The organism is Bradyrhizobium hipponense (assembly GCF_008123965.1).
GTDB classification, from domain to species: domain Bacteria; phylum Pseudomonadota; class Alphaproteobacteria; order Rhizobiales; family Xanthobacteraceae; genus Bradyrhizobium; species Bradyrhizobium hipponense.
In genome coordinates this window covers 1-17,901 of sequence record NZ_VSTH01000168.1, presented here as the reverse complement: position 1 = coordinate 17,901, position 17,901 = coordinate 1, and the positions used below count along the sequence as shown (strand labels likewise).

Below are 17,901 nucleotides of genomic sequence, written 5' to 3'. Positions count from 1 at the left end.
CTAAGTCACCGATAGCAGTGAAAGCGGTGATACCCGTCGTAGTATGCGCGGCAGCGACGGTAGTAGCGATGATGTGGGATGCCGAACACGCCCTCGACCGCGCCCACAGCGCCGCCGACACCGGCGCCGACCGCGCCTCCGACCACGCCGCCCACCGGGCCGGCAATGCGGTTGCCTTCATAAGAGCCCTCCTGGGCGCCGCGCACGATGCCCTGGGCATGGCCGGACTGCGGTAGCGATAACAGCGCGAGGACAATGGCGGCGGCTGCGAAAAGCAGGCGGACAGGTAAGTCGGCCGGCAATTGCGCTGCAGCGATGCGAGGTTTGTTCATCTTCGGTCCCAAAGGAAGTACCCAAAGGAAGTACAAGGGGTAAACGGCGGCGACGGCCGCCTGTCGAGGCAGTTATATTCAACGTCCGGAGCGGCCAAATGGTTGCGCCTTTGTGACGAATTGTCGGCGTCCGAACGCGCTGGCCCGCTCGCGAAAATGTCAGCACCGCCGCAGGTGGCGCGGTGCAAAGCGGCCTTGCTTACGACCGCCATCACGTTAACGATGGGCGGGCAGGCCGCTGGAACGAAAGCCGGATTGCAGGCATAGTGCACGCCGGGGATGGAGAGCCGCGGCGTTTGCGTGAACAGGCCGGAGGCCAAGATTCAAATGCGTTTTCCTCAAATGCGTTTCCAGATGCGTTCCTTTTTCATTGCTTTCAGCTCGTTGATGCTTTTGAGCGCGGGTGCCGCGCAGGCCAAGGTCGACATCACCATCGACAAGGACAATCAGCAGATGACCGTCGCCATCGACGGCGTCGCGCGCTATCGCTGGCCGGTGTCAACCGGCATTCCCTCGCGCGAAACACCGAACGGCGCGTTCCGCGCCTTCCGCATGGAAGAGGACCACTACTCCAAGGAATTCGACGACGCGCCGATGCCGCACTCGATCTTCTTCACCAAGATCGGGCACGCCATCCACGGCACGGATTCGGTGGGCCGGCTCGGCTCGCCCGCTTCCCATGGCTGCGTGCGGCTGTCGCGCCAGAATGCAACGACGCTCTATGCGCTGGTGCAAGAACAGGGCGTGCTCAACACCACGGTGACGCTGACCGGCTCTGCACAGGTGGCGCTAGCCCGCAATCCGCGCGGCCGCACCAACAATGCGGTGGCCCGCGCCCAGCAGCCGGCCGACGAGCAGTATAGCGCTGTCGGCGATCCCGTCACTCTGACGCCGCCGGCGCAGCCCGCCCGCCGCTACATGCCACAGGACGACAACTACATCTACCCGGCCGACGGCAGCGACACCGGCGCGCGCTACCCGGCACCGCGCACCAACCGCGTCTACGGCGCGCAGGTCTATCCGCCGCAGCCGCAGCCATCCTACGACCAGGGCTACGGCCAGCAGCAGGGCTACTACTATCAGCAGCAGCAGCCCCGGCCGTATTATCAGCCGCGCGGCGGCTACAATTACTACCAGAACTGATGTGATCTGACGCAGCGGCCGCACTCTCCTGCTCTTGCGTGTCAGGGGTCTGTGGCTCCCCCGTACGGCATGGTCACCGCATCCCTTCGCGCGACGAGCGAATCAAGGACCGCAGTCGGCCGCGGGAAATTGCGGCAATCTGTGCATGAATTGAGCAGCAAAACCGACGCAGGGAAGCAACACTCCCCAACCTTCAACGCTGCGGCGTTCCAGCCAAATTGACAACCAGGGGGTCGCCCTTATTGTCGTTCCAATTGTTTCTGGGACATGACATGACACGCGAGCAGATTTCGGATTTCTGCGTTACCGCCCTGGCAAATATCCTGCGAATTTCGAGGGACCGCGTCGATACCGGCACGAAATTCAACCGTCTCGGCCTCGATTCGGCGATGCTGGTCTACCTCATGATGGAGCTCGAGGAGAAGCTCGACCTCGAGCTGTCGACGGACGACTTTTACGACCACCCTACCGTCGAGGCGCTGTCGCGATTTCTCGCTGACAAGCGCGCGATTCGCTCCGCCGCCTGAGAGCGGCTGAAGCCGGCGCCCTCAAATGGAAACCTTCCGCTCGCTCGTGGCAGTCCTGGCCCGGCGCGCGGCAGACCAGGGCGATGATCGCGCCTATGTCTTCGTCTCCGATCGTGGGACGGAAGAAGCTGCCCTCACCTTCCGCCAGTTGCACGACGCAGCAACCGCGCTCGCGTCGCGTCTGATTGCGACCGCGCGGCCCGGCGACCGGGCCATCCTGGTGTTTCCGCCCGGCATCGAATTCCTGGTGGCGTTCTTCGGCTGCCTGATGGCGGGCATCATTGCCGTACCGATGATGATGCCGCGGCGAAACAGCGCCCGCGACGCCAGCGCCGCGATCCTCGCCAATTGCGCACCGTCGGTGGCGCTGACCACCTCCGCCTTCGCCCTGCGCGACGACTTGCACGCGCGCTTTGAGCGGGAACGCATCCGATGGGTCGAGGTCGATCTCTCTTCCGACGCCAGCGAAGCGCATGAAATGCCCGAGCCGGCGCCGAACGACGTCGTCTTCCTGCAATACACCTCCGGCTCCACCTCCGAGCCCAAGGGCGTGATGGTGAGCCACGCCAATCTGCTCGCCAATCTCGAGATGATCCGGCTCGCGCTCGGCAACACCAGGCAATCGACCTACGTCAATTGGGTGCCGCTCTATCACGACATGGGGCTGATCCTGAACGCGCTGCAGGCGCTCTATGTCGGCGCGACCTGCGTACTGATGGCGCCGAACGCGTTCATGCAGCGACCTCTAGGCTGGTTGCGAGCGATCTCGCATTATCGTGCGGAAGTGGCCTGTAGCCCGAATTTCGGTTTCGACCTCTGCGTCAGCCGCCACCGCGCCGAGCAGATGGACGGTATCGATCTGTCCTCGCTCAGGATCGCGCTCAACGGGGCGGAGCCGGTGCAGGCCGACACCATCGCACGCTTCACAGCGACATTTGCGCCCTACGGGTTCGATCCGCGCGCGGTGTATCCTGCTTACGGCATGGCGGAAGCGACGCTGTTGATCTCCAGCGGAAAGCGAGGCGATGGTCACGTCACGCGCAGCGTCAGCCGCGCAGGACTTCAAGCGCATTCAGCCGACGCGCCCTCCGACGCAGGCGATACGCAGGTCCTGGTCGGCAGTGGCCGCGCGCTGATCGGCGAGCGGATCGCCATCGTTGAACCGGACAGCCACTGCCGGCTGCAGGCCGACCGCGTCGGCGAGATCTGGATCAGCGGTGCCAACGTCGCGCGCGCCTACTGGCGCAACGACGAAGCGACGCGCGAGGACCTCAACGCGGAGATCGCCGGCGAGGACGGCCCGTGGCTGCGCACCGGCGACCTCGGCTTCCTCGACGAGAGCGGCGAGCTGTTCGTCACCGGGCGGATCAAGGACCTCATCATCATCCGCGGCATCAACCATTACCCGCAGGACATCGAGCGCACGGTGCAGTCGCTCGACGAAGGCTTGCGCGAAAACTGCGGCGCGGCGTTCTCGGTGCCGGACGAGAGCGGCGAAGAAACGCTCGTGATCGTCCAGGAGGTCGAACGTACCGCGCGCCGCACCATCGACACCGCCGAGATCAAGGGGCAGATCCGCGAGGCCATTGCCGATAGCCACGAACTCTCCGCACGCCACATCGCGCTGATCCGTCCAGGCAGGCTGCCGAAGACCACCAGCGGCAAGATCCAGCGCAAGCTGGCCCGCAGGCTCTGGCTCGACGGCGGTTTGGAGGAAATCGGCTGAGCCGTCAGAAACTGATCTGCGCCGCCTCGCCGTCGCGCAGGCTCGCCGCGATCCCCCGTTCGAGCTGGCGCGCGATAATCGCGCGGTAATGGATCAGATCGGCGAAATTGGCGGGATCGCGCGTCAGCACATTGTCGCGGCGATAGTCGATCAGGTTGCTGTTCGCCCGGCCGCTGACGATGGATCGGTAGGCCGCCTTGCAGGCTTCGTGCGCCGCCGCATCGCGGCTGCCCGGAGCAGGCACGATGGTGTAGAAGGTCGGCGGCATCAACAGCACGAGCGGCACGTCGCGCGGAAGCTTTGCGATCGCGCTTGCCAGCATTGCCGCGTAGGGAAATGGATCGGTGATCTTGCCCTCGAATGGCGCCGCCTTCGCAGGCTCCACGATGGCCGGCTGTTTCACGCCGGGCGGCCACACCTCCTCATAGCTCCAATAGCCGTCCGAGCGGACATGCCGGCGCACGCCGCGGCCGATGGCGATACGCTGAAAGGCGCGATCGAGCGCGGCCCAGGTAAAGAGTTTGCCGAGGTAGCGAAGCGCGCCGCCCTCGTAGAGCCAGTATGGAAATCCATCCTGCGGCAGCGGCGGCAGGGCATCCGTGCACCAGGGCTGATCGATCACGACGACCAGGGCCCGGATGGTCCGATGATGCCTGGCGAAGAAATCGAGGATCGCCAGGTCGCCGCGCGGATCAGCACCCGGCGCGACAAGCTGCACGAAGCGGCTGCCCGTCAAATTGTCGAGTTCCGCCGGGGCGAGCAGCTGCCCGGTGGAATTTCCCAGAATTGCGGAGTTGAATTGCGGATCGCGCGCCCGGCTGGCATTGGCCGTCCAGGGATTGCGATCATTGATGCCGACGATTCCGAGCCAGCCGAACCTGCCGCTGTCATAGGGATCGATCAGCATCACGAGGACGGCAATCAGCGCCGCGCCAAGCGCGAGCGTGCCGAAACAGGCGGCGAGACAGCGGCCCCAATCGGCCGAAACGTCAGAACTTGAAATAGACGAACTCATGGAGTCCCCCTTCCCCGATCTGGATCAGCAAGGCGAGGATGCCGACGCCAAGAAGCCCCGCCAGCACGACATTCGGCTTGCGGGTGAAAAACGCCACGACGTCCTGGCTCGCCGGCAGCAGGAAGGCCACGAGCGGCGCCGCCGCCAGCGGCCACAATTGTCCACCGCGCTCGAGCGGCAGTGGCGAAACCAGTCCGGAGAAGACGTGCCATGCCGCCTCGAGCGAACCGGCACGGAAGATCACACCGGTTGCGAGCACGAACAGCACGGTGAGAACCCAGCCGAGCCATGATGGAAAGTCGGGCCCGAAGCGGCGCCATAACGCGCAGGCGACCAGCGCCAGGCCATGCAGCACGCCCCACAGCACAAAAGTCCAGCTCGCACCGTGCCATAGGCCGCACAGCGCCATGGTGATCAGCATCGCGCCAAAGAACTGCACCGGCAGCCAGCGCCGCGGCAGGAGGCGCAGATTGACCAGCGGATAGAACACGTAATCGCGCAGGAACAGTATCAGCGTGATGTGCCAGCGCTGCCAGAAATCCTGGATGCTGGTCGAGCGCAGCGGCGCATTGAAATTGTACGGCAGCTGCACGCCGAATAGCAGCCCAAGGCCGATCGCGATGTCGGAATAGCCGGAGAAGTCGAACAGGATCTGGAACGAGAAGCAGAAGGCGAGCCAGGCATCGCCGCTCGCAAGCGTCTTGCTTGCGGCTTGCGCATAGATGGGATCGAGCAGATGCGCGATGCCGTCGGCGATCACGACCTTCTCGAACAGGCCGAGCACGATGAAGCAGGTCGCGACGCAGAACTGGCGCTGCCAGCCCGGTGCATAGACCTGGCGGCCGAACTGATGCATCACCTCCGACCAGCGCGCGAGAGGTCCGGCGATCGCTTGCGGGAAGAAAGCGATGTAGAGCGCGTAGCGATCGAGCGCATAGAGCGGCGCCTTGCCGCGCTTGAGATCGACCAGATACATGATGTGATGGAAGGTGAAGAAGGAGATGCCGAGCGGCAGCCCGATGTCGAGCGTCGGTAGCGACGCCCCAAACACAAGCCCGAGATTGGCGAGAAGGAAATTGGCGTATTTGAACAACGCCAGCACGGCGAGATCGAGCACAATCACCAGCGTGAGGACGCCGGACCATTTCATACGGCCATAAGTCAGCGACGCAAGCCAGTTGATCGCGATCGAGGCAGACAGGAGCAGGATGAAGGAGGGGCTGCCCCAGGCATAGAAGGCGAGCGACAGTGCGACCTGCACGCCGATCCGCACATGCGGAAAGGGATCGGCCAGGCGGTAGATCAGCAGCGCCGCCGGCAGGAAGACCAGGAGAAAGGGATAATCGTTGAACAGCATCGGTTCAAAGCCGCATCATCACCGGCTCTCGCGCCGGTCGATGATGCTCATCCCGTTTCCAGGTCGGGCGCCGCATCGCCCGGCTGCCGCAGCATGCGCCGTGCGATCTTCTCCTCACTCGGTACCTTGACGTCCCAAGCGAGTCCCAGCGCTTCCAGCGCGCGGATAAAGATGAAGCCGGGATCGAACTCGAACCAGCGCAGGCCGAAGGCGGCGGAATACGGGAAGGCATGGTGGTTGTTGTGCCAGCCCTCGCCCCAGGCGAGCCAGGCCATCACGCCGAGATTGCGGCTGTTGTCGTCACGGGTGACGAAGGGCTGCGCGCCGAACGTATGCATGATCGAGTTGATCGCCGACATGGTCTGCTCGACCACGAACATCCGGACCACACCGCCCCAGAGCATGCCGCTCAGCGCGCCCCACAGGCTCATGGTGGCAAGGCCGCCAATCGCGGCCGGCAGCAGCAGGCCAAGCGCAGCCCAGCTGTAGTAGTAGCTATTGACGGCCACCAGCGTCCGGTTCGCCATCAGATCCGGCACGTAATGCGCGACATTGGGATAATCGTGCTCGATCATCCAGGTCAGGTGCGCGTGCAGGAAGCCGCGCAGGCGGCCGAGCGCGCCCTGGCCGTGCAGCCGCGGCGAATGCAGATCGCCGTCGTGATCGGACAATTCATGGTGGCGCCGATGCATCGCCGCCCAGGACAACATCGGGCCACGCCCGGCCATCGATCCCATGACGATCAGGATCGCGCTCATCATTGTGGAGGTGGCAAAGGCGCGATGGGTAAACAGGCGATGATAGCCGACGGTGAGGCCGAGCCCGGTGATCAGCCAGAAGCCGAAGAACAGGCCGAGCTCCATCGAACCGATCGGCCGGTAGAACAACAGACCCAGTGCCACCAGCGTGCCGACGAAGGGCAGCACGTCGAAGATGATGAAATGCCGCCGCTGCATTTTGTGAAAATGCCGGCTGCGGATGATGCGGTGATCGCGATTCGCTTGCACGGGCGGGATTCCAGGCGGCTATGAGTACATAACCCCCGCGCGAGCGCAACCCAAGCCGCCGCCCAAGGTTTCAACAGGCGCAAAAGCCTGTAGAATGGGCCGGACGCGCCAAATTGCGCTCAGCATCACCCTTTTCGCTTGCCCTGCGAGCCGCCATGCCATCATTTGCCGCGACCATTTTGACTGTGATCTCGATCCTGATTGCGGGACAGGCCATGGGATCTGACTCGGCCTTCGATCTCGAGGCGCATCGCGGCGGGCGGGGGCTGTTGCCGGAGAACACGCTGCCGGCCTTTGCCAACGCACTGTCGATGGGCGTGGACACGCTGGAGCTCGACGTCGGCGTGACCGCCGATGGCGAGGTCGTCGTATCGCATGAGCGCGGGCTCAATCCCGATCTCGCCCGGGATGCGACCGGCGCCTATGTGGCACCGCCCGGTACGCCGTTCGTGAAATTGCAATTCGCCGCCGTCAGGAGCTACGACGTCGGTCAGATCCGGCCGGACAGTGCCTACGCAAAGCAATTCCCTGCTCAGCGCGCCATACCGGGGACGCCCATTCCCAGCTTGGGCGAGGTGTTCGCGCTCGTCCGAAAATCCGGCAACGCGCGTGTGCGCTTCAACATCGAGACCAAGATCGATCCGAACCATCCGGACGAGTCGCTCGATCCGCAAGGTTTTGTCGCAAAGCTGCTTGGGATGATCGAGGCGGAGGGATTTGCCGAGCGCGTCATGATCCAGTCGTTCGACTGGCGGACCCTGCTGCTCGTCCAGCAGCAAGCACCGAGAATTCCGACCGTGTACCTGACGCTCCAGCGCGGCTCGGCGCCGACCGTCGTGCTCGACAAGGCCAGCAACTGGACGGCGGGCTTCAGCCCCGCCGATCACGGTGGCTCGCTGCCGCGGACGATCAAGGCGGCCGGCGGCGCGATCTGGTCGCCCTATTTCGGTGACGTGACTGCGGCACTCGTCTCAGAGGCTCATTCGCTCGGACTGCGCGTCGTGGTTTGGACGGTCAACAAACCCGAAGACATGGCGCGCATGATCGAGACCGGCGTCGATGGCATCATCTCGGACCGCCCCGACCTGCTGCGGCAGGTCGCGGGCGAGAAGGGGATTGCGCTGCCGGCGGGAACGCCGGTCGAGCCGTAAGATCTATCCGTATCGTCATGGCCGGGCTTGTCCCGGCCATCTCTCTCACAGCGCAAAGAGCGTGGATGCCCGGGACAAGCCCGGGCATGACGGCGGCCCTACTCCCCCTCCTTCAGACGCCGGTACAGCGCGCCGAGGATGTTGGAATAGTCATCCGTCCAGACCCGCACCCTGTCGTCGGCTTCGGTCTCCTCCCATTGCTTGGAGGACGCGAGCTTGCCGACATCGGCCGCTTCGCGTGCGGAGATGACGACGTCGGTGGAGAAGATGTAATCGGCGTCGCGCCCGGAGTCCTCGTTATAGACCCAGCTCTTGAGATCGTTGGCATCGGCAATGCCGACCACGACGGGCTCGAGATCGAGATGCCGGTTGGAGACGTGCATCACCACGGCGCCGTGTGGGGCGAGCTTGTCCTTGTAGATCTTCATCGCCTCTTCGGTGGCCAGATGGATCGGGATCGCATCCGACGAGTAGGCGTCGACGATGATGAGATCGTAGGCGCCATCCGGTTCCTTCGCGAAGGTGAGGCGCGCATCGCCGATCACCGGCTTCAGGTCCGGCGCGCAGCTCGAGATGTAACGAAAGTTCTTCGGGTCCCGCGCGGCATCGACCATGGACTGGTCGATCTCGAAGAATTTCCAGCTCTCCCTGGGCTCGGCGGCACAGGCGAGCGTGCCCGATCCGACGCCGATCGCAGCGACTTTCAGTGGCGCGCCGTTGCGCTCGCGGATCGCGGTGATGGCCTGACCGATGCCGCCGTCCTTGTGGTAGTAGGTGATCGGCTCGGGCCGGCCGGTGACCGTCGCGCCGTCATCGTTGCGGAAGCGCTCGGCGCCGTGAATGGTGGTGCCGTGCATCAACACATGGAAATAGCCGCCGGGCGTCTCCACGATCTTGTGCACGCCGAAGAAGCTGCGCACGGTGACGACGCGGCCTTCGTCCGCCGGATAGACACGGATCAGTGCCAGCGCGAGCGCGACAGTGGCGAAGATCTTCCAGCGCCCGGCATTGAGCGCCAGTGCCAGCAGCGCGGCGAGCACGCCGACGGCGCCGGCCACCCAGACGCGATGGTCCTCGAACCAGGTCGAGAGGTTGCCCGTGGCGTATGACGGCACAACCAGGGCCAGTGCGAGCGCGGCGAGCACCAGCCAGTACCATTTGGCAAGACCAGCAAAGCGCTCGTTCGCCGAGGGACGGCACAGCGCGGCGAGCGCGACCAGGATCGGATATTCGGCGATCCAGGAGAAGGTAAAGGGCGCGAGAAGTCCGGCGAACAGGCCACCGACCATGCCGCCGAATGACAGCGCGACATAGAAGCCGGTGAGATATTTGGCGGCCGGCCGTGTCCGCGCCAATTCGCCATGGCAGGCCATGGCGATGACGAAGAAGCACAATTGATGACCGCCGAGCGTGAGCAGCAGGTTCTGCTCGCCGCCGAACGCAAGCAGGACGATGACGCCCGCGATCGCGACGGGCTGGAGCATCAGCATCCATTTGTGCGGCAGCAGCGGCCGCGACTGGAACACCACCACCCAGGTGAGCAGATACAGCGACAGCGGCAACACCCACAAAAGCGGCGCCGCCGCGACGTCGGTCGAGATGTGCGCGGTCACGGCGATGAGCAGGCCCGAGGGCACCGCGGCAAGGAAGATCCAGCGCAGGCGCGTCACGAGACCCGGCGCCGGCGCATTCGCATCCTCGGTTCGCACCTCGGTCACAGCGAGCTTCGGCGAGCGCAACAGCAGGACGCCGCAGGCGGCAATCAGGAGAATCAAGAGACCGTAGCCCGCAGTCCAGAACCGGTTCTGCGTGTGCAGCGTGAACATCGGCTCCAGCAGGAACGGATAGGACAACAGCGCGAGGAAGCTGCCGATGTTGGAGGAGGCATAGAGGAAATAGGGATCGTGCCCGGCGGGATGACCGGTGCGGACGAACCAGGCTTGCAGCAGCGGATTGTTGGCCGCGAGCGCAAAGAATGGCAGGCCGATCGACACCACGAACAGACCGAGCAGCCAGAACGCATAGCCCGAAGCCGGCGGCTCGCCATAGGCGCCGGCGATGCCGAGCGGCAGCATGGCAAAAGCCAATATCAGCAGCAGCAGGTGCACCACGACGGGAACAACGCGGTTTTTGACCTGCATCAGCAGATGCGCATAGGCGTAGCCCGCGAGCAGCAGCGACTGGAAGAACACCATCGCCACCGACCATACCGCCGGCGAGCCACCGAGCCGCGGCAGCACCATTTTCGTGAACAACGGCTGCACCGAGAATAGCAGCAGCGCGCTGACGAAGATCGCGGCCGTGTAGACCGTGAGCAGCAGCCGGTTGCGGGACGAGGACGGATGCTCCGCGGTGGCGGGTTGCACGATCGAATCCATGGAAGCTCCAGCAAAAGCGTTTTCCAGCGAAGTGGGCACCGGTTCGCGCGAGAAAACGCGTCGTATAACTCCCCCGGCGGGCGCCGGACGCGCGCAATGGAGCACAAGGCGCCTGAACGGGCAATAAATGGTGTCGTGATGTTGCAGCGGGGAATGCCTGATATACAGGTACTATTCCGGTCTGGTCCTATCGGACCATGCCGGAGCGAGCGTGGAACATTTTGAATCCCTCATGACTGAAACCGACGTCGTCATCATCGGCGCTGGCCATAACGGCCTCACCTGCGCGGCCTATCTCGCGATGGCAGGCCTGCGCGTGCACGTCGTCGAGCGCCGCAAGGTGGTCGGCGGGGCCGCGGTCACGGAAGAATTCCATCCGGGTTTCCGCAACTCGGTCGCGGCCTACACCGTGAGCCTGCTCAATCCGCAGGTGGTCCGCGACCTCAAGCTCGCCGAGCAGGGCCTGCGAATCGTCGAGCGGCGCGTGCAGAATTTCCTCCCCGCGCCCGACGGCAGCTATCTCATCACCGGCGAGGGACGGACGAAAGAATCTGTCGCGCGGCTGAGCATGCATGACGCGGCCGCGCTCGACGGCTTTTCGCGCGAGCTGGAAGACATCGCGGACGTGCTGCGGCAGTTCGTGCTGCGCGCGCCGCCGAACCTGCTCGCCAGCTTCGGCACGGCTGCGATCCGCGAGGGCATCAACGCGTTGAAGACGGCCAACATCCTGCGCGGATTGACGCTGGAGCAAAGCCGCAGCCTGCTCGATCTCTTCACCCGCTCGGCCGGCGAGATACTGGACGAGCGGTTCGAGCACGATCTGGTCAAGGCGCTGTTCGGCTTCGATGCCATCGTCGGCAATTATGCCAGCCCCTACGCGGCGGGCTCGGCCTATGTGATGCTGCACCACGCCTTCGGCGAGGTGAACGGCAAGAAGGGCGTCTGGGGCCATGCCATTGGCGGCATGGGCGCGATCACGCAGGCGATGGCGCGCACCGCGCGCGATCGGGGCGTGATGATCGACACGGATGCGGGCGTGCGCGAGGTGATCGTCGAGCGCGAGCGCGCCGTTGGCGTGGTGCTGGACAACGGCACCGCCATCCGCGCAAAATATGTGGCGGCCAACGTCAATCCAAAGCTGCTCTATACGCGGCTGGTCGCAGCGGACGCCCTGCCCGCGGACTTTCTTGCCCGTATCCGCCACTGGAAGAACGGCTCCGGCACGTTCCGCATGAACGTGGCGCTGGACCGCCTGCCCTCCTTCACGGCGCTGCCGGGCGACGGCGATCATCTGACCTCCGGCATCATCCTGGCGCCCAGCCTCGGCTACATGGACCGCGCTTATCTCGATGCGCGCGCGCAAGGCTGGAGCCGCGCGCCTGTCGTCGAGATGCTGATCCCCTCGACGCTCGACGACACGCTAGCGCCGGCGGGCAAGCATGTCGCAAGCCTGTTCTGCCAGCACGTCGCGCCCGAGCTGCCCGACGGCAGATCCTGGGATAGTCATCGCGAAGAGGTCGCCGATCTCATGATCGCGACGGTGGACAGTTACGCGCCGGGCTTTGCGACGAGCGTGCTCGGCCGCCAGATTCTCTCTCCGCTCGACCTCGAACGGCAGTTCGGCCTTTTGGGCGGTGACATTTTTCATGGTGCGCTGACGCTGAACCAGCTGTTCTCGGCGCGGCCTATGCTGGGCCATGCCGATTACCGCGGGCCCGTGAGAGGCCTCTACCACTGCGGCTCCGGCGCCCACCCCGGCGGCGGCGTCACCGGCGCACCCGGCCACAACGCCGCGCAGGCGATCTTGAGGGATCACCGCGCGCTGTTCGGAAAACGTGGATAGTCTGTGGATGAGCTGTGGACAGACTGTTGAAAGGTCTGTGTCCAGCCCGGTGGACATTTGCACAACGCCGACCAGGACCAGCAGGGGAAATCCGGTCGGGAACCGAGGGATAAGGCGGTGGACAACCTAGCAGCGGCCGGTGGATAGCTTGTGGACGCCTCGTGCGCCCAAAAACGACGGCGCCCGCCAGGAGAGACAAATCCTCGGCGGGCATTCGTCAGGAATCAGCCTATGAAGAAAGTAGCCCCGCTGGGAAACGGGAGGCGGAAATTACTTCAAGGAAGAGCTAATCGAAGTGAACTTTTCGTTCATAGTGGTACCGAGACTGTTCACCACGGTGATAATCGCGAGCGCGATACCAGCTGCGATCAGCCCGTATTCAATCGCGGTTGCTCCGCACTCGTCCGACCAGAACTTCAAGACCATGCGCTTCAAGACTCGCCTCCATTTAAAGCTGTGTTAGTGGGTTCCAACACCCGTGAATTTACTGGATACAACCTGCGGATGGGTTAATCCGCAAGTTGCAAGTTGTGCGGAAATTTGGGAACAAAACTTCCAAAAATTGAACTCAGCGGAACCTAAGATGCAGCCCTCGCCAACCCATCGCGCCAGCTTTTCGGTCGGCAAAGAGGCCGCGGCCAAGCGCGTTGTCGACCTGCTCACCGAATTGCTTTTCGAGGGCGATGCGGCGGTCACGGCGTTCGAGCGGCCGGACGGACAATGGGATGTCAACTTGCATTTCGCCGATGCGCCGGACCAGGCATTGCTGCGCGAACTCGTTGCAACTTCAGCTGGAAACGAGATCGCCGCCACCCTCACCTTGGATACGGTCGAAGCCAAGGACTGGGTCAAGGCCAGCCTGGAAGATCTGGTTCCGGTGCCGGCCGGGCGCTTCGTCGTACACGGCAGCCATGACCGCGACCGCGTGGCGCCGAACAAGCTCGCCATCGAGATCGAGGCCGCGCTCGCCTTCGGCACCGGCCACCACGGCACCACCCGCGGCTGTTTACTGCTGCTTGACCATGTCCTGAAGAGTTCCAAGCCAAGCAGCCTGCTCGATCTCGGCACCGGCACCGGCGTACTGGGGATCGCGGCAGCCAAGGTGCTGCATCGAAAGGTGCTGGCCTCCGACATTGACCCGCTCTCGGTGCGGGTGGCCGCGGAAAACGCCGCACTGAATGAAGTTGGTAACCATGTCCGGGTCATCCGCGCCACCGGCTTCGGCGCGCTGGATTTCGGCAGATGCGGCCCGTTCGACCTGGTGCTGGCCAACATCCTTGCCAATCCGTTACGGCAATTGGCAGGCCCGATGACGCGACGCCTGGCGCCCGGCGGGCGCGTCATCCTCTCCGGCCTGTTGACGCATCAGGCGCCCGCCGTGATCGCCGCCTATCGCGCGCGCGGCCTGGTGCCGCTGCGGCATCTGCGGATCGAGGGGTGGAGCAGCCTGTTGCTGCGAAAGGCGGGGTGAAATGCGTAGGTGCGGTAAGGTGGGCAAAGCGAAGCGTGCCCACCACATTCATTGCGATCGACGAAACATGGTGGGCACGGCGCGCTGCGCCTTTGCCCACCCTACTACCGCATCGTCGACTTAGCTACTTCACCGGCTTTTTGTCACCGCGCGGCGATGTGCGCAGCGCGCGCTTGGCGCGGCGCTCGGCGAAACGATCGATCATCTGGCTGATGAGGCCGCGCCGCTTCTTCGGTGTGGTTGCGGCCGGGGTACGACGAGCCGGCGGCGAAATCTTCTCAAACGTGAACGCAGGCATCGTGTATCCCCTCGCCGTTGAGTAGAAACACTTGCTCGAATTTCCCTGTCCGGACGAAGCTCAGAGGCTGCATCCGTTTACTCCACTCGACTCAAGCGGAACTTTTTCAAGCACAGTCCATGCCAGATGCGATGCAAATGCGTCCAGATTGCGGACTCATCCCCATGATCCTAAAGTGATCCACCATGTTCGAAGCACACTTCCAGACATTCGAGGAGCCGGAGGCCGGCGTCGCATTGACGGCGCGGCTTGCGGCACTCCGCGAAGAGCTCGCCCGCCGCAAGCTGACCGGCTTCGTGATCCCACGCGCCGATCAGCAGCAGAACGAATATGTGGCGCCGTCGGAAGAGCGGCTTGCCTGGCTGACCGGTTTTACGGGCTCGGCGGGACTTGCCGTCGTTCTGACCCTGGAGGCCGCGGTGTTCGTCGACGGCCGCTACACACTCCAGGCCGCCAAGCAGGTCGACGCGAAGGCTTGGGCCGTGGAGTCGCTGACCGATCCGCCCCCGGAGACCTGGCTGTCTGCACATCTGAAGTCCGGCGACCGCCTGGGATTTGATCCGTGGCTGCATACTTTTGCGGCAGCTGAGCGCTTGGCCACCGCCTGCGCCAAGGCCGGCGCGGAGCTGGTCGCCGTCGACAGCAATCCGGTCGATGCGATCTGGCAGGACCGGCCGCAGCCGCCGCTGGCCCCGGTCGCCGTCCACGGAATGCAGCATGCTGGCGTCGGCGAGGCCGAGAAGCTGAAGCAGATCCAGACTGAGATCGCCAAGCTCGGCGCCGACGCGCTGGTGCTCTCCGACAGCCATGCCGTGGCATGGACCTTCAACATCCGCGGTGCCGATGTCGCGCACACCCCGCTGCCTTTGTCCTACGCGCTGGTGCCTAAGGACGGCCGGCCGACGGTGTTCATCGACCACCGCAAGCTCTCCAACCTGACGCGCGACCATCTCGAGCAATCGGCCGACGTGCGCGAGCCGGATGCGATGGCCCCGACGCTGATGGCGCTTGCCGAAAGCGGCGCCGCGATTGCGCTCGATAATGCCACCGCGGCTGACGCGCTCAGCCGATTGATCGCGAGCGGCGGCGGCAAGCCGGTGCGCGGCAACGATCCGGTTGCGTTGCTCAAGGCGGTCAAGAACACGACCGAGATCGCGGGCACCAAAACGGCGCACCGGCGCGACGCCGTGGCGCTGGCGCGCTTCCTCGCCTTCATCGATCGCGAGGCGCCAAGCGGCAAGCTCACCGAGATCGACGCGGTCGAGGCGCTGGAGACATTCCGCCGCGACACCGGCGCGCTGAAGGACGTGTCGTTCCCGACCATCTCCGGCACCGGCCCGAACGGCGCAATCGTGCACTACCGCGTCACCCGCAAGAGCAACCGCCGGATCGCACCCGGCGACCTGCTGCTGATCGATTCCGGCGCGCAATATGAAGACGGCACCACTGACGTCACCCGCACGATTGCCGTGGGCGAGCCTACGGACGAGATGCGCGACCGCTTTACCCGCGTCTTGCGCGGCCACATCGCGATCGCACTCGCGGTGTTTCCCGACGGCACCACCGGTGCGCAGCTCGATACGCTGGCACGGCAATATCTCTGGACCGCCGGCCTCGATTTCGAGCACGGCACCGGCCACGGCGTCGGCAGCTATCTCAGCGTCCACGAAGGACCGGCGCGGATTTCAAAACTCGGCACCACGTCGCTCAAGCGCGGCATGATCCTGTCCAACGAGCCCGGCTACTACAAGACCGACGGCTTCGGCATTCGCATCGAGAACCTCGAGCTGGTGATCGAAGCCGACATCAAGGGCGCCGAGAAAGCGATGAACGCATTCGAGACGCTGACCCTGGCGCCGATCGACCGCCGGCTGATCGACGTGGCGATGCTGAGCCGGGACGAACTCGACTGGCTGAATGCGTACCACGCGCGCGTACGCGCCGAGATACGGCCGGCGCTGGACGAGGCGACGAAGGCGTGGCTGGATCCGGCGACGGCGGAGTTGACGTAACGCAACGCATGGCGCTACGCGATTTGCGCAACACTCGTCCCACGAGAGGGTCATGCCCCGCCTTGTGCGCGCTTGCGCACTGGGGCGGGGCATCCAGTATTCCAGAGACAGCAAACGCGTGCGGAAAGGCCGCGGCGTACTGGATTCCCCGCCTTCGCGGGGAATGACACCGGTAATGTATCCGCAGCATCTCTGCTACAATTCTGCCCCTCCACGCATTCATCATAGCCATCCCAAAATCCGTATAGCCGCATTCCGAAACGCCGATATCCGTCTTGCGCGAGCAAGCTACAGTCCGATTCGAATTTCTACGAGACGGACACGCATGCACGGCATGATCAGCAAGCCGCCGGAAACGGCAGCGAACAGGAACCTCGCGACCTCGCGCGTGGTGCTGCTGTTGCTGGTCATGATGACCGGGATCGCGCCGATCTCCCTCTATATGCTGGTTCCGGCGCTGCCGGTGCTGGCGGCAAATTTCGGCAGCGACATCTCGATCGCGCAGATGACGGTGTCGCTCTACATGGTTGGCATCGCGCTGTCGCAGCTCATCATGGGCCCACTGTCGGACAAGTTCGGGCGGCGCCCGGTCCTGCTCACCGGCCTTGCGTTGATGGTCGCCGCCAGCATCGCCTGCATCTTCGCGCAGAACCTGCCGCAACTGATCGCGGCCCGCTTCTTCCAGGCGCTGGGCGGTGCGGCCGGCATGGTGGTGAGCCGCGCCATCATCCGCGACATTTATGAGCGCGAACGCGTCGCCTCCATGATCAGCCTCGTCATCGCCGCCCTGATGATCGGGCAGATGCTCTCGCCGCTGACCGGCGGCCTGATCGAGACCGCGTTCGGCTGGCGCGCGATCTTCTACGCAATCACCATCGGCGCGATTGCGGTCGCCGCCGGCATCGCGCTGGCGCTGCCCGAGACGCGCCGCAGCCGCGCGGCCGGCAGCGGCTTTCGCGGCGACGTCGGCATGCTGATCCGAAACCGCGACTTCATCGGCTATGTGATGTGCCAGGTGCTGGCTTCGCAGATCATCTTCACCTTTGCCGGCGGTGGGCCCTACATCGTGGTGACACAGATGGGCCGCAGCAGCGCCGAATACGGCGCTTGGTTCGCGACCACCGGCTTTGCGTATCTGGTCGGCAATCTGCTCTGCGTGCGCTTCGCACCGCGTCACTCGCTGGAAAGACTGATCTGGTTCGGGCTTGGCCTGCAACTCTGCGGCAGTCTATTGAACCTGCTCTGGAGCATCTTCGGCTGGAACGAGGCGCCGGCGTGGCTGTTCGGCACGCAGATGGTCGTGATGGCCGGCAACGCCTTCGTGATGGCGAATTCGGCCGCCGGCGCCATCAGCATCCGCCCTGAAGCCGCCGGCACCGCCTCCGGCGCGATGGGCTTCCTGCAGCAAGGCATCGGCGCGCTGATGTCGCAATTCGGCGCCTATCTCGGCGGCCATTCCGCCACCACGCTGCCGCTCACCTCTGCGGTCCTCGCCATCTCGCTGCTCTGCGCCTGCATGATGATCTTCGTCGTGCCCCGCCGCCAGGCGGTAGTAAGCGAGACGCTAATCGAGCAGGCGGAGGAGGAAGAGAGCGGGATGATGTGAGGGCTGCCCCGCGACATCCTTCTTCCTTCTCCCCT

15 protein-coding genes are annotated in these 17,901 nt (G+C 64.4%); 8 read left to right on the top strand and 7 right to left on the bottom strand.

Annotation, left to right across the window (positions count from 1 at the left end):
- Positions 1 to 5: 5 nt before the first annotated feature.
- Positions 6 to 332 carry a hypothetical protein gene (locus FXV83_RS37110; protein ID WP_148744642.1) on the bottom strand — a complete coding sequence of 109 codons (327 nt, stop codon included), beginning with the start codon at positions 330 to 332 and terminating at the stop codon, positions 6 to 8.
- 354 nt (positions 333 to 686) lie between these two features.
- Here FXV83_RS37110 and FXV83_RS37100 point away from each other — a divergent pair, with 354 nt between their 5' ends.
- The 3 genes from FXV83_RS37100 (at position 687) to FXV83_RS37090 (ending at position 3,728) form a co-directional block, all read left to right on the top strand.
- Positions 687 to 1,475 carry a L,D-transpeptidase gene (locus tag FXV83_RS37100; protein ID WP_235940519.1) on the top strand — a complete coding sequence of 263 codons (789 nt, stop codon included), beginning with the start codon at positions 687 to 689 and terminating at the stop codon, positions 1,473 to 1,475.
- 272 nt (positions 1,476 to 1,747) lie between these two features.
- Positions 1,748 to 2,002, top strand: a complete 255-nt coding sequence (locus FXV83_RS37095) for an acyl carrier protein (protein WP_148744638.1) — start codon at positions 1,748 to 1,750, stop codon at positions 2,000 to 2,002.
- A gap of 25 nt (positions 2,003 to 2,027) precedes the next feature.
- Positions 2,028 to 3,728, top strand: coding sequence for a fatty acyl-AMP ligase (locus FXV83_RS37090; protein ID WP_148744636.1), 1,701 nt, complete (start codon positions 2,028 to 2,030; stop codon positions 3,726 to 3,728).
- 4 nt (positions 3,729 to 3,732) lie between these two features.
- On the opposite strand, the gene FXV83_RS37085 is transcribed toward FXV83_RS37090, so the two are convergent.
- From FXV83_RS37085 to FXV83_RS37075, 3 genes are read right to left on the bottom strand one after another with little or no spacing between them, the layout of a single operon-like run.
- Positions 3,733 to 4,743, bottom strand: coding sequence for a hypothetical protein (locus tag FXV83_RS37085; protein WP_148744634.1), 1,011 nt, complete (start codon positions 4,741 to 4,743; stop codon positions 3,733 to 3,735).
- Positions 4,718 to 6,100: an MBOAT family O-acyltransferase gene (locus tag FXV83_RS37080; RefSeq protein WP_148744633.1), complete on the bottom strand. Its 1,383-nt coding sequence runs from the start codon at positions 6,098 to 6,100 to the stop codon at positions 4,718 to 4,720. The genes FXV83_RS37085 and FXV83_RS37080 overlap by 26 nt, the downstream gene beginning before the upstream one ends.
- Before the next feature lie 47 nt (positions 6,101 to 6,147).
- Positions 6,148 to 7,107 carry an acyl-CoA desaturase gene (locus FXV83_RS37075; protein ID WP_235940518.1) on the bottom strand — a complete coding sequence of 320 codons (960 nt, stop codon included), beginning with the start codon at positions 7,105 to 7,107 and terminating at the stop codon, positions 6,148 to 6,150.
- A gap of 155 nt (positions 7,108 to 7,262) precedes the next feature.
- Here FXV83_RS37075 and FXV83_RS37070 point away from each other — a divergent pair, with 155 nt between their 5' ends.
- On the top strand, positions 7,263 to 8,258 hold the full coding sequence (locus FXV83_RS37070; RefSeq protein ID WP_148744631.1) for a glycerophosphodiester phosphodiesterase: 996 nt from the start codon (positions 7,263 to 7,265) through the stop codon (positions 8,256 to 8,258).
- Between the two features lie 98 nt (positions 8,259 to 8,356).
- Here FXV83_RS37070 and FXV83_RS37065 read toward each other — a convergent pair whose 3' ends face one another.
- Entirely contained in the window at positions 8,357 to 10,636 is a 2,280-nt protein-coding gene (locus FXV83_RS37065; RefSeq protein ID WP_148744629.1) for a spermidine synthase, read from the bottom strand.
- A 211-nt stretch (positions 10,637 to 10,847) separates the two neighbouring features.
- On the opposite strand from FXV83_RS37065, the gene FXV83_RS37060 reads away from it, so the two are divergent.
- Complete coding sequence (locus tag FXV83_RS37060; protein ID WP_347341098.1) at positions 10,848 to 12,479, top strand: phytoene desaturase family protein; 1,632 nt, start codon at positions 10,848 to 10,850, stop codon at positions 12,477 to 12,479.
- A gap of 270 nt (positions 12,480 to 12,749) precedes the next feature.
- Here the strand turns inward: FXV83_RS37060 and FXV83_RS37055 are convergent, their stop codons facing one another.
- Positions 12,750 to 12,905 carry a Flp family type IVb pilin gene (locus tag FXV83_RS37055; RefSeq protein WP_148744673.1) on the bottom strand — a complete coding sequence of 52 codons (156 nt, stop codon included), beginning with the start codon at positions 12,903 to 12,905 and terminating at the stop codon, positions 12,750 to 12,752.
- Positions 12,906 to 13,062: 157 nt separating this feature from the next.
- Here FXV83_RS37055 and FXV83_RS37050 point away from each other — a divergent pair, with 157 nt between their 5' ends.
- Positions 13,063 to 13,950 carry a 50S ribosomal protein L11 methyltransferase gene (locus FXV83_RS37050; protein ID WP_148744625.1) on the top strand — a complete coding sequence of 296 codons (888 nt, stop codon included), beginning with the start codon at positions 13,063 to 13,065 and terminating at the stop codon, positions 13,948 to 13,950.
- Positions 13,951 to 14,074: 124 nt separating this feature from the next.
- Here the strand turns inward: FXV83_RS37050 and FXV83_RS43265 are convergent, their stop codons facing one another.
- Positions 14,075 to 14,248 carry a hypothetical protein gene (locus FXV83_RS43265; protein ID WP_187436425.1) on the bottom strand — a complete coding sequence of 58 codons (174 nt, stop codon included), beginning with the start codon at positions 14,246 to 14,248 and terminating at the stop codon, positions 14,075 to 14,077.
- Between the two features lie 185 nt (positions 14,249 to 14,433).
- On the opposite strand from FXV83_RS43265, the gene FXV83_RS37045 reads away from it, so the two are divergent.
- Positions 14,434 to 16,260 carry an aminopeptidase P family protein gene (locus tag FXV83_RS37045; RefSeq protein WP_148744623.1) on the top strand — a complete coding sequence of 609 codons (1,827 nt, stop codon included), beginning with the start codon at positions 14,434 to 14,436 and terminating at the stop codon, positions 16,258 to 16,260.
- Positions 16,261 to 16,585: 325 nt separating this feature from the next.
- On the top strand, positions 16,586 to 17,866 hold the full coding sequence (locus tag FXV83_RS37040; RefSeq protein ID WP_148744621.1) for a multidrug effflux MFS transporter: 1,281 nt from the start codon (positions 16,586 to 16,588) through the stop codon (positions 17,864 to 17,866).
- The last annotated feature ends 35 nt before the right edge of the window (positions 17,867 to 17,901 follow it).

Coding starts and splice junctions, on each gene's coding strand:
- FXV83_RS37110 (WP_148744642.1), bottom strand. CDS start 332: ATGAACAAACCTCGCATCGCTGCAGCGCAATTGCCGGCCGACTTACCT.
- FXV83_RS37100 (WP_235940519.1), top strand. CDS start 687: ATGCGTTCCTTTTTCATTGCTTTCAGCTCGTTGATGCTTTTGAGCGCG.
- FXV83_RS37095 (WP_148744638.1), top strand. CDS start 1,748: ATGACACGCGAGCAGATTTCGGATTTCTGCGTTACCGCCCTGGCAAAT.
- FXV83_RS37090 (WP_148744636.1), top strand. CDS start 2,028: ATGGAAACCTTCCGCTCGCTCGTGGCAGTCCTGGCCCGGCGCGCGGCA.
- FXV83_RS37085 (WP_148744634.1), bottom strand. CDS start 4,743: ATGAGTTCGTCTATTTCAAGTTCTGACGTTTCGGCCGATTGGGGCCGC.
- FXV83_RS37080 (WP_148744633.1), bottom strand. CDS start 6,100: ATGCTGTTCAACGATTATCCCTTTCTCCTGGTCTTCCTGCCGGCGGCG.
- FXV83_RS37070 (WP_148744631.1), top strand. CDS start 7,263: ATGCCATCATTTGCCGCGACCATTTTGACTGTGATCTCGATCCTGATT.
- FXV83_RS37065 (WP_148744629.1), bottom strand. CDS start 10,636: ATGGATTCGATCGTGCAACCCGCCACCGCGGAGCATCCGTCCTCGTCC.
- FXV83_RS37055 (WP_148744673.1), bottom strand. CDS start 12,905: ATGGTCTTGAAGTTCTGGTCGGACGAGTGCGGAGCAACCGCGATTGAA.
- FXV83_RS37050 (WP_148744625.1), top strand. CDS start 13,063: ATGCAGCCCTCGCCAACCCATCGCGCCAGCTTTTCGGTCGGCAAAGAG.
- FXV83_RS43265 (WP_187436425.1), bottom strand. CDS start 14,248: ATGCCTGCGTTCACGTTTGAGAAGATTTCGCCGCCGGCTCGTCGTACC.
- FXV83_RS37045 (WP_148744623.1), top strand. CDS start 14,434: ATGTTCGAAGCACACTTCCAGACATTCGAGGAGCCGGAGGCCGGCGTC.
- FXV83_RS37040 (WP_148744621.1), top strand. CDS start 16,586: ATGCACGGCATGATCAGCAAGCCGCCGGAAACGGCAGCGAACAGGAAC.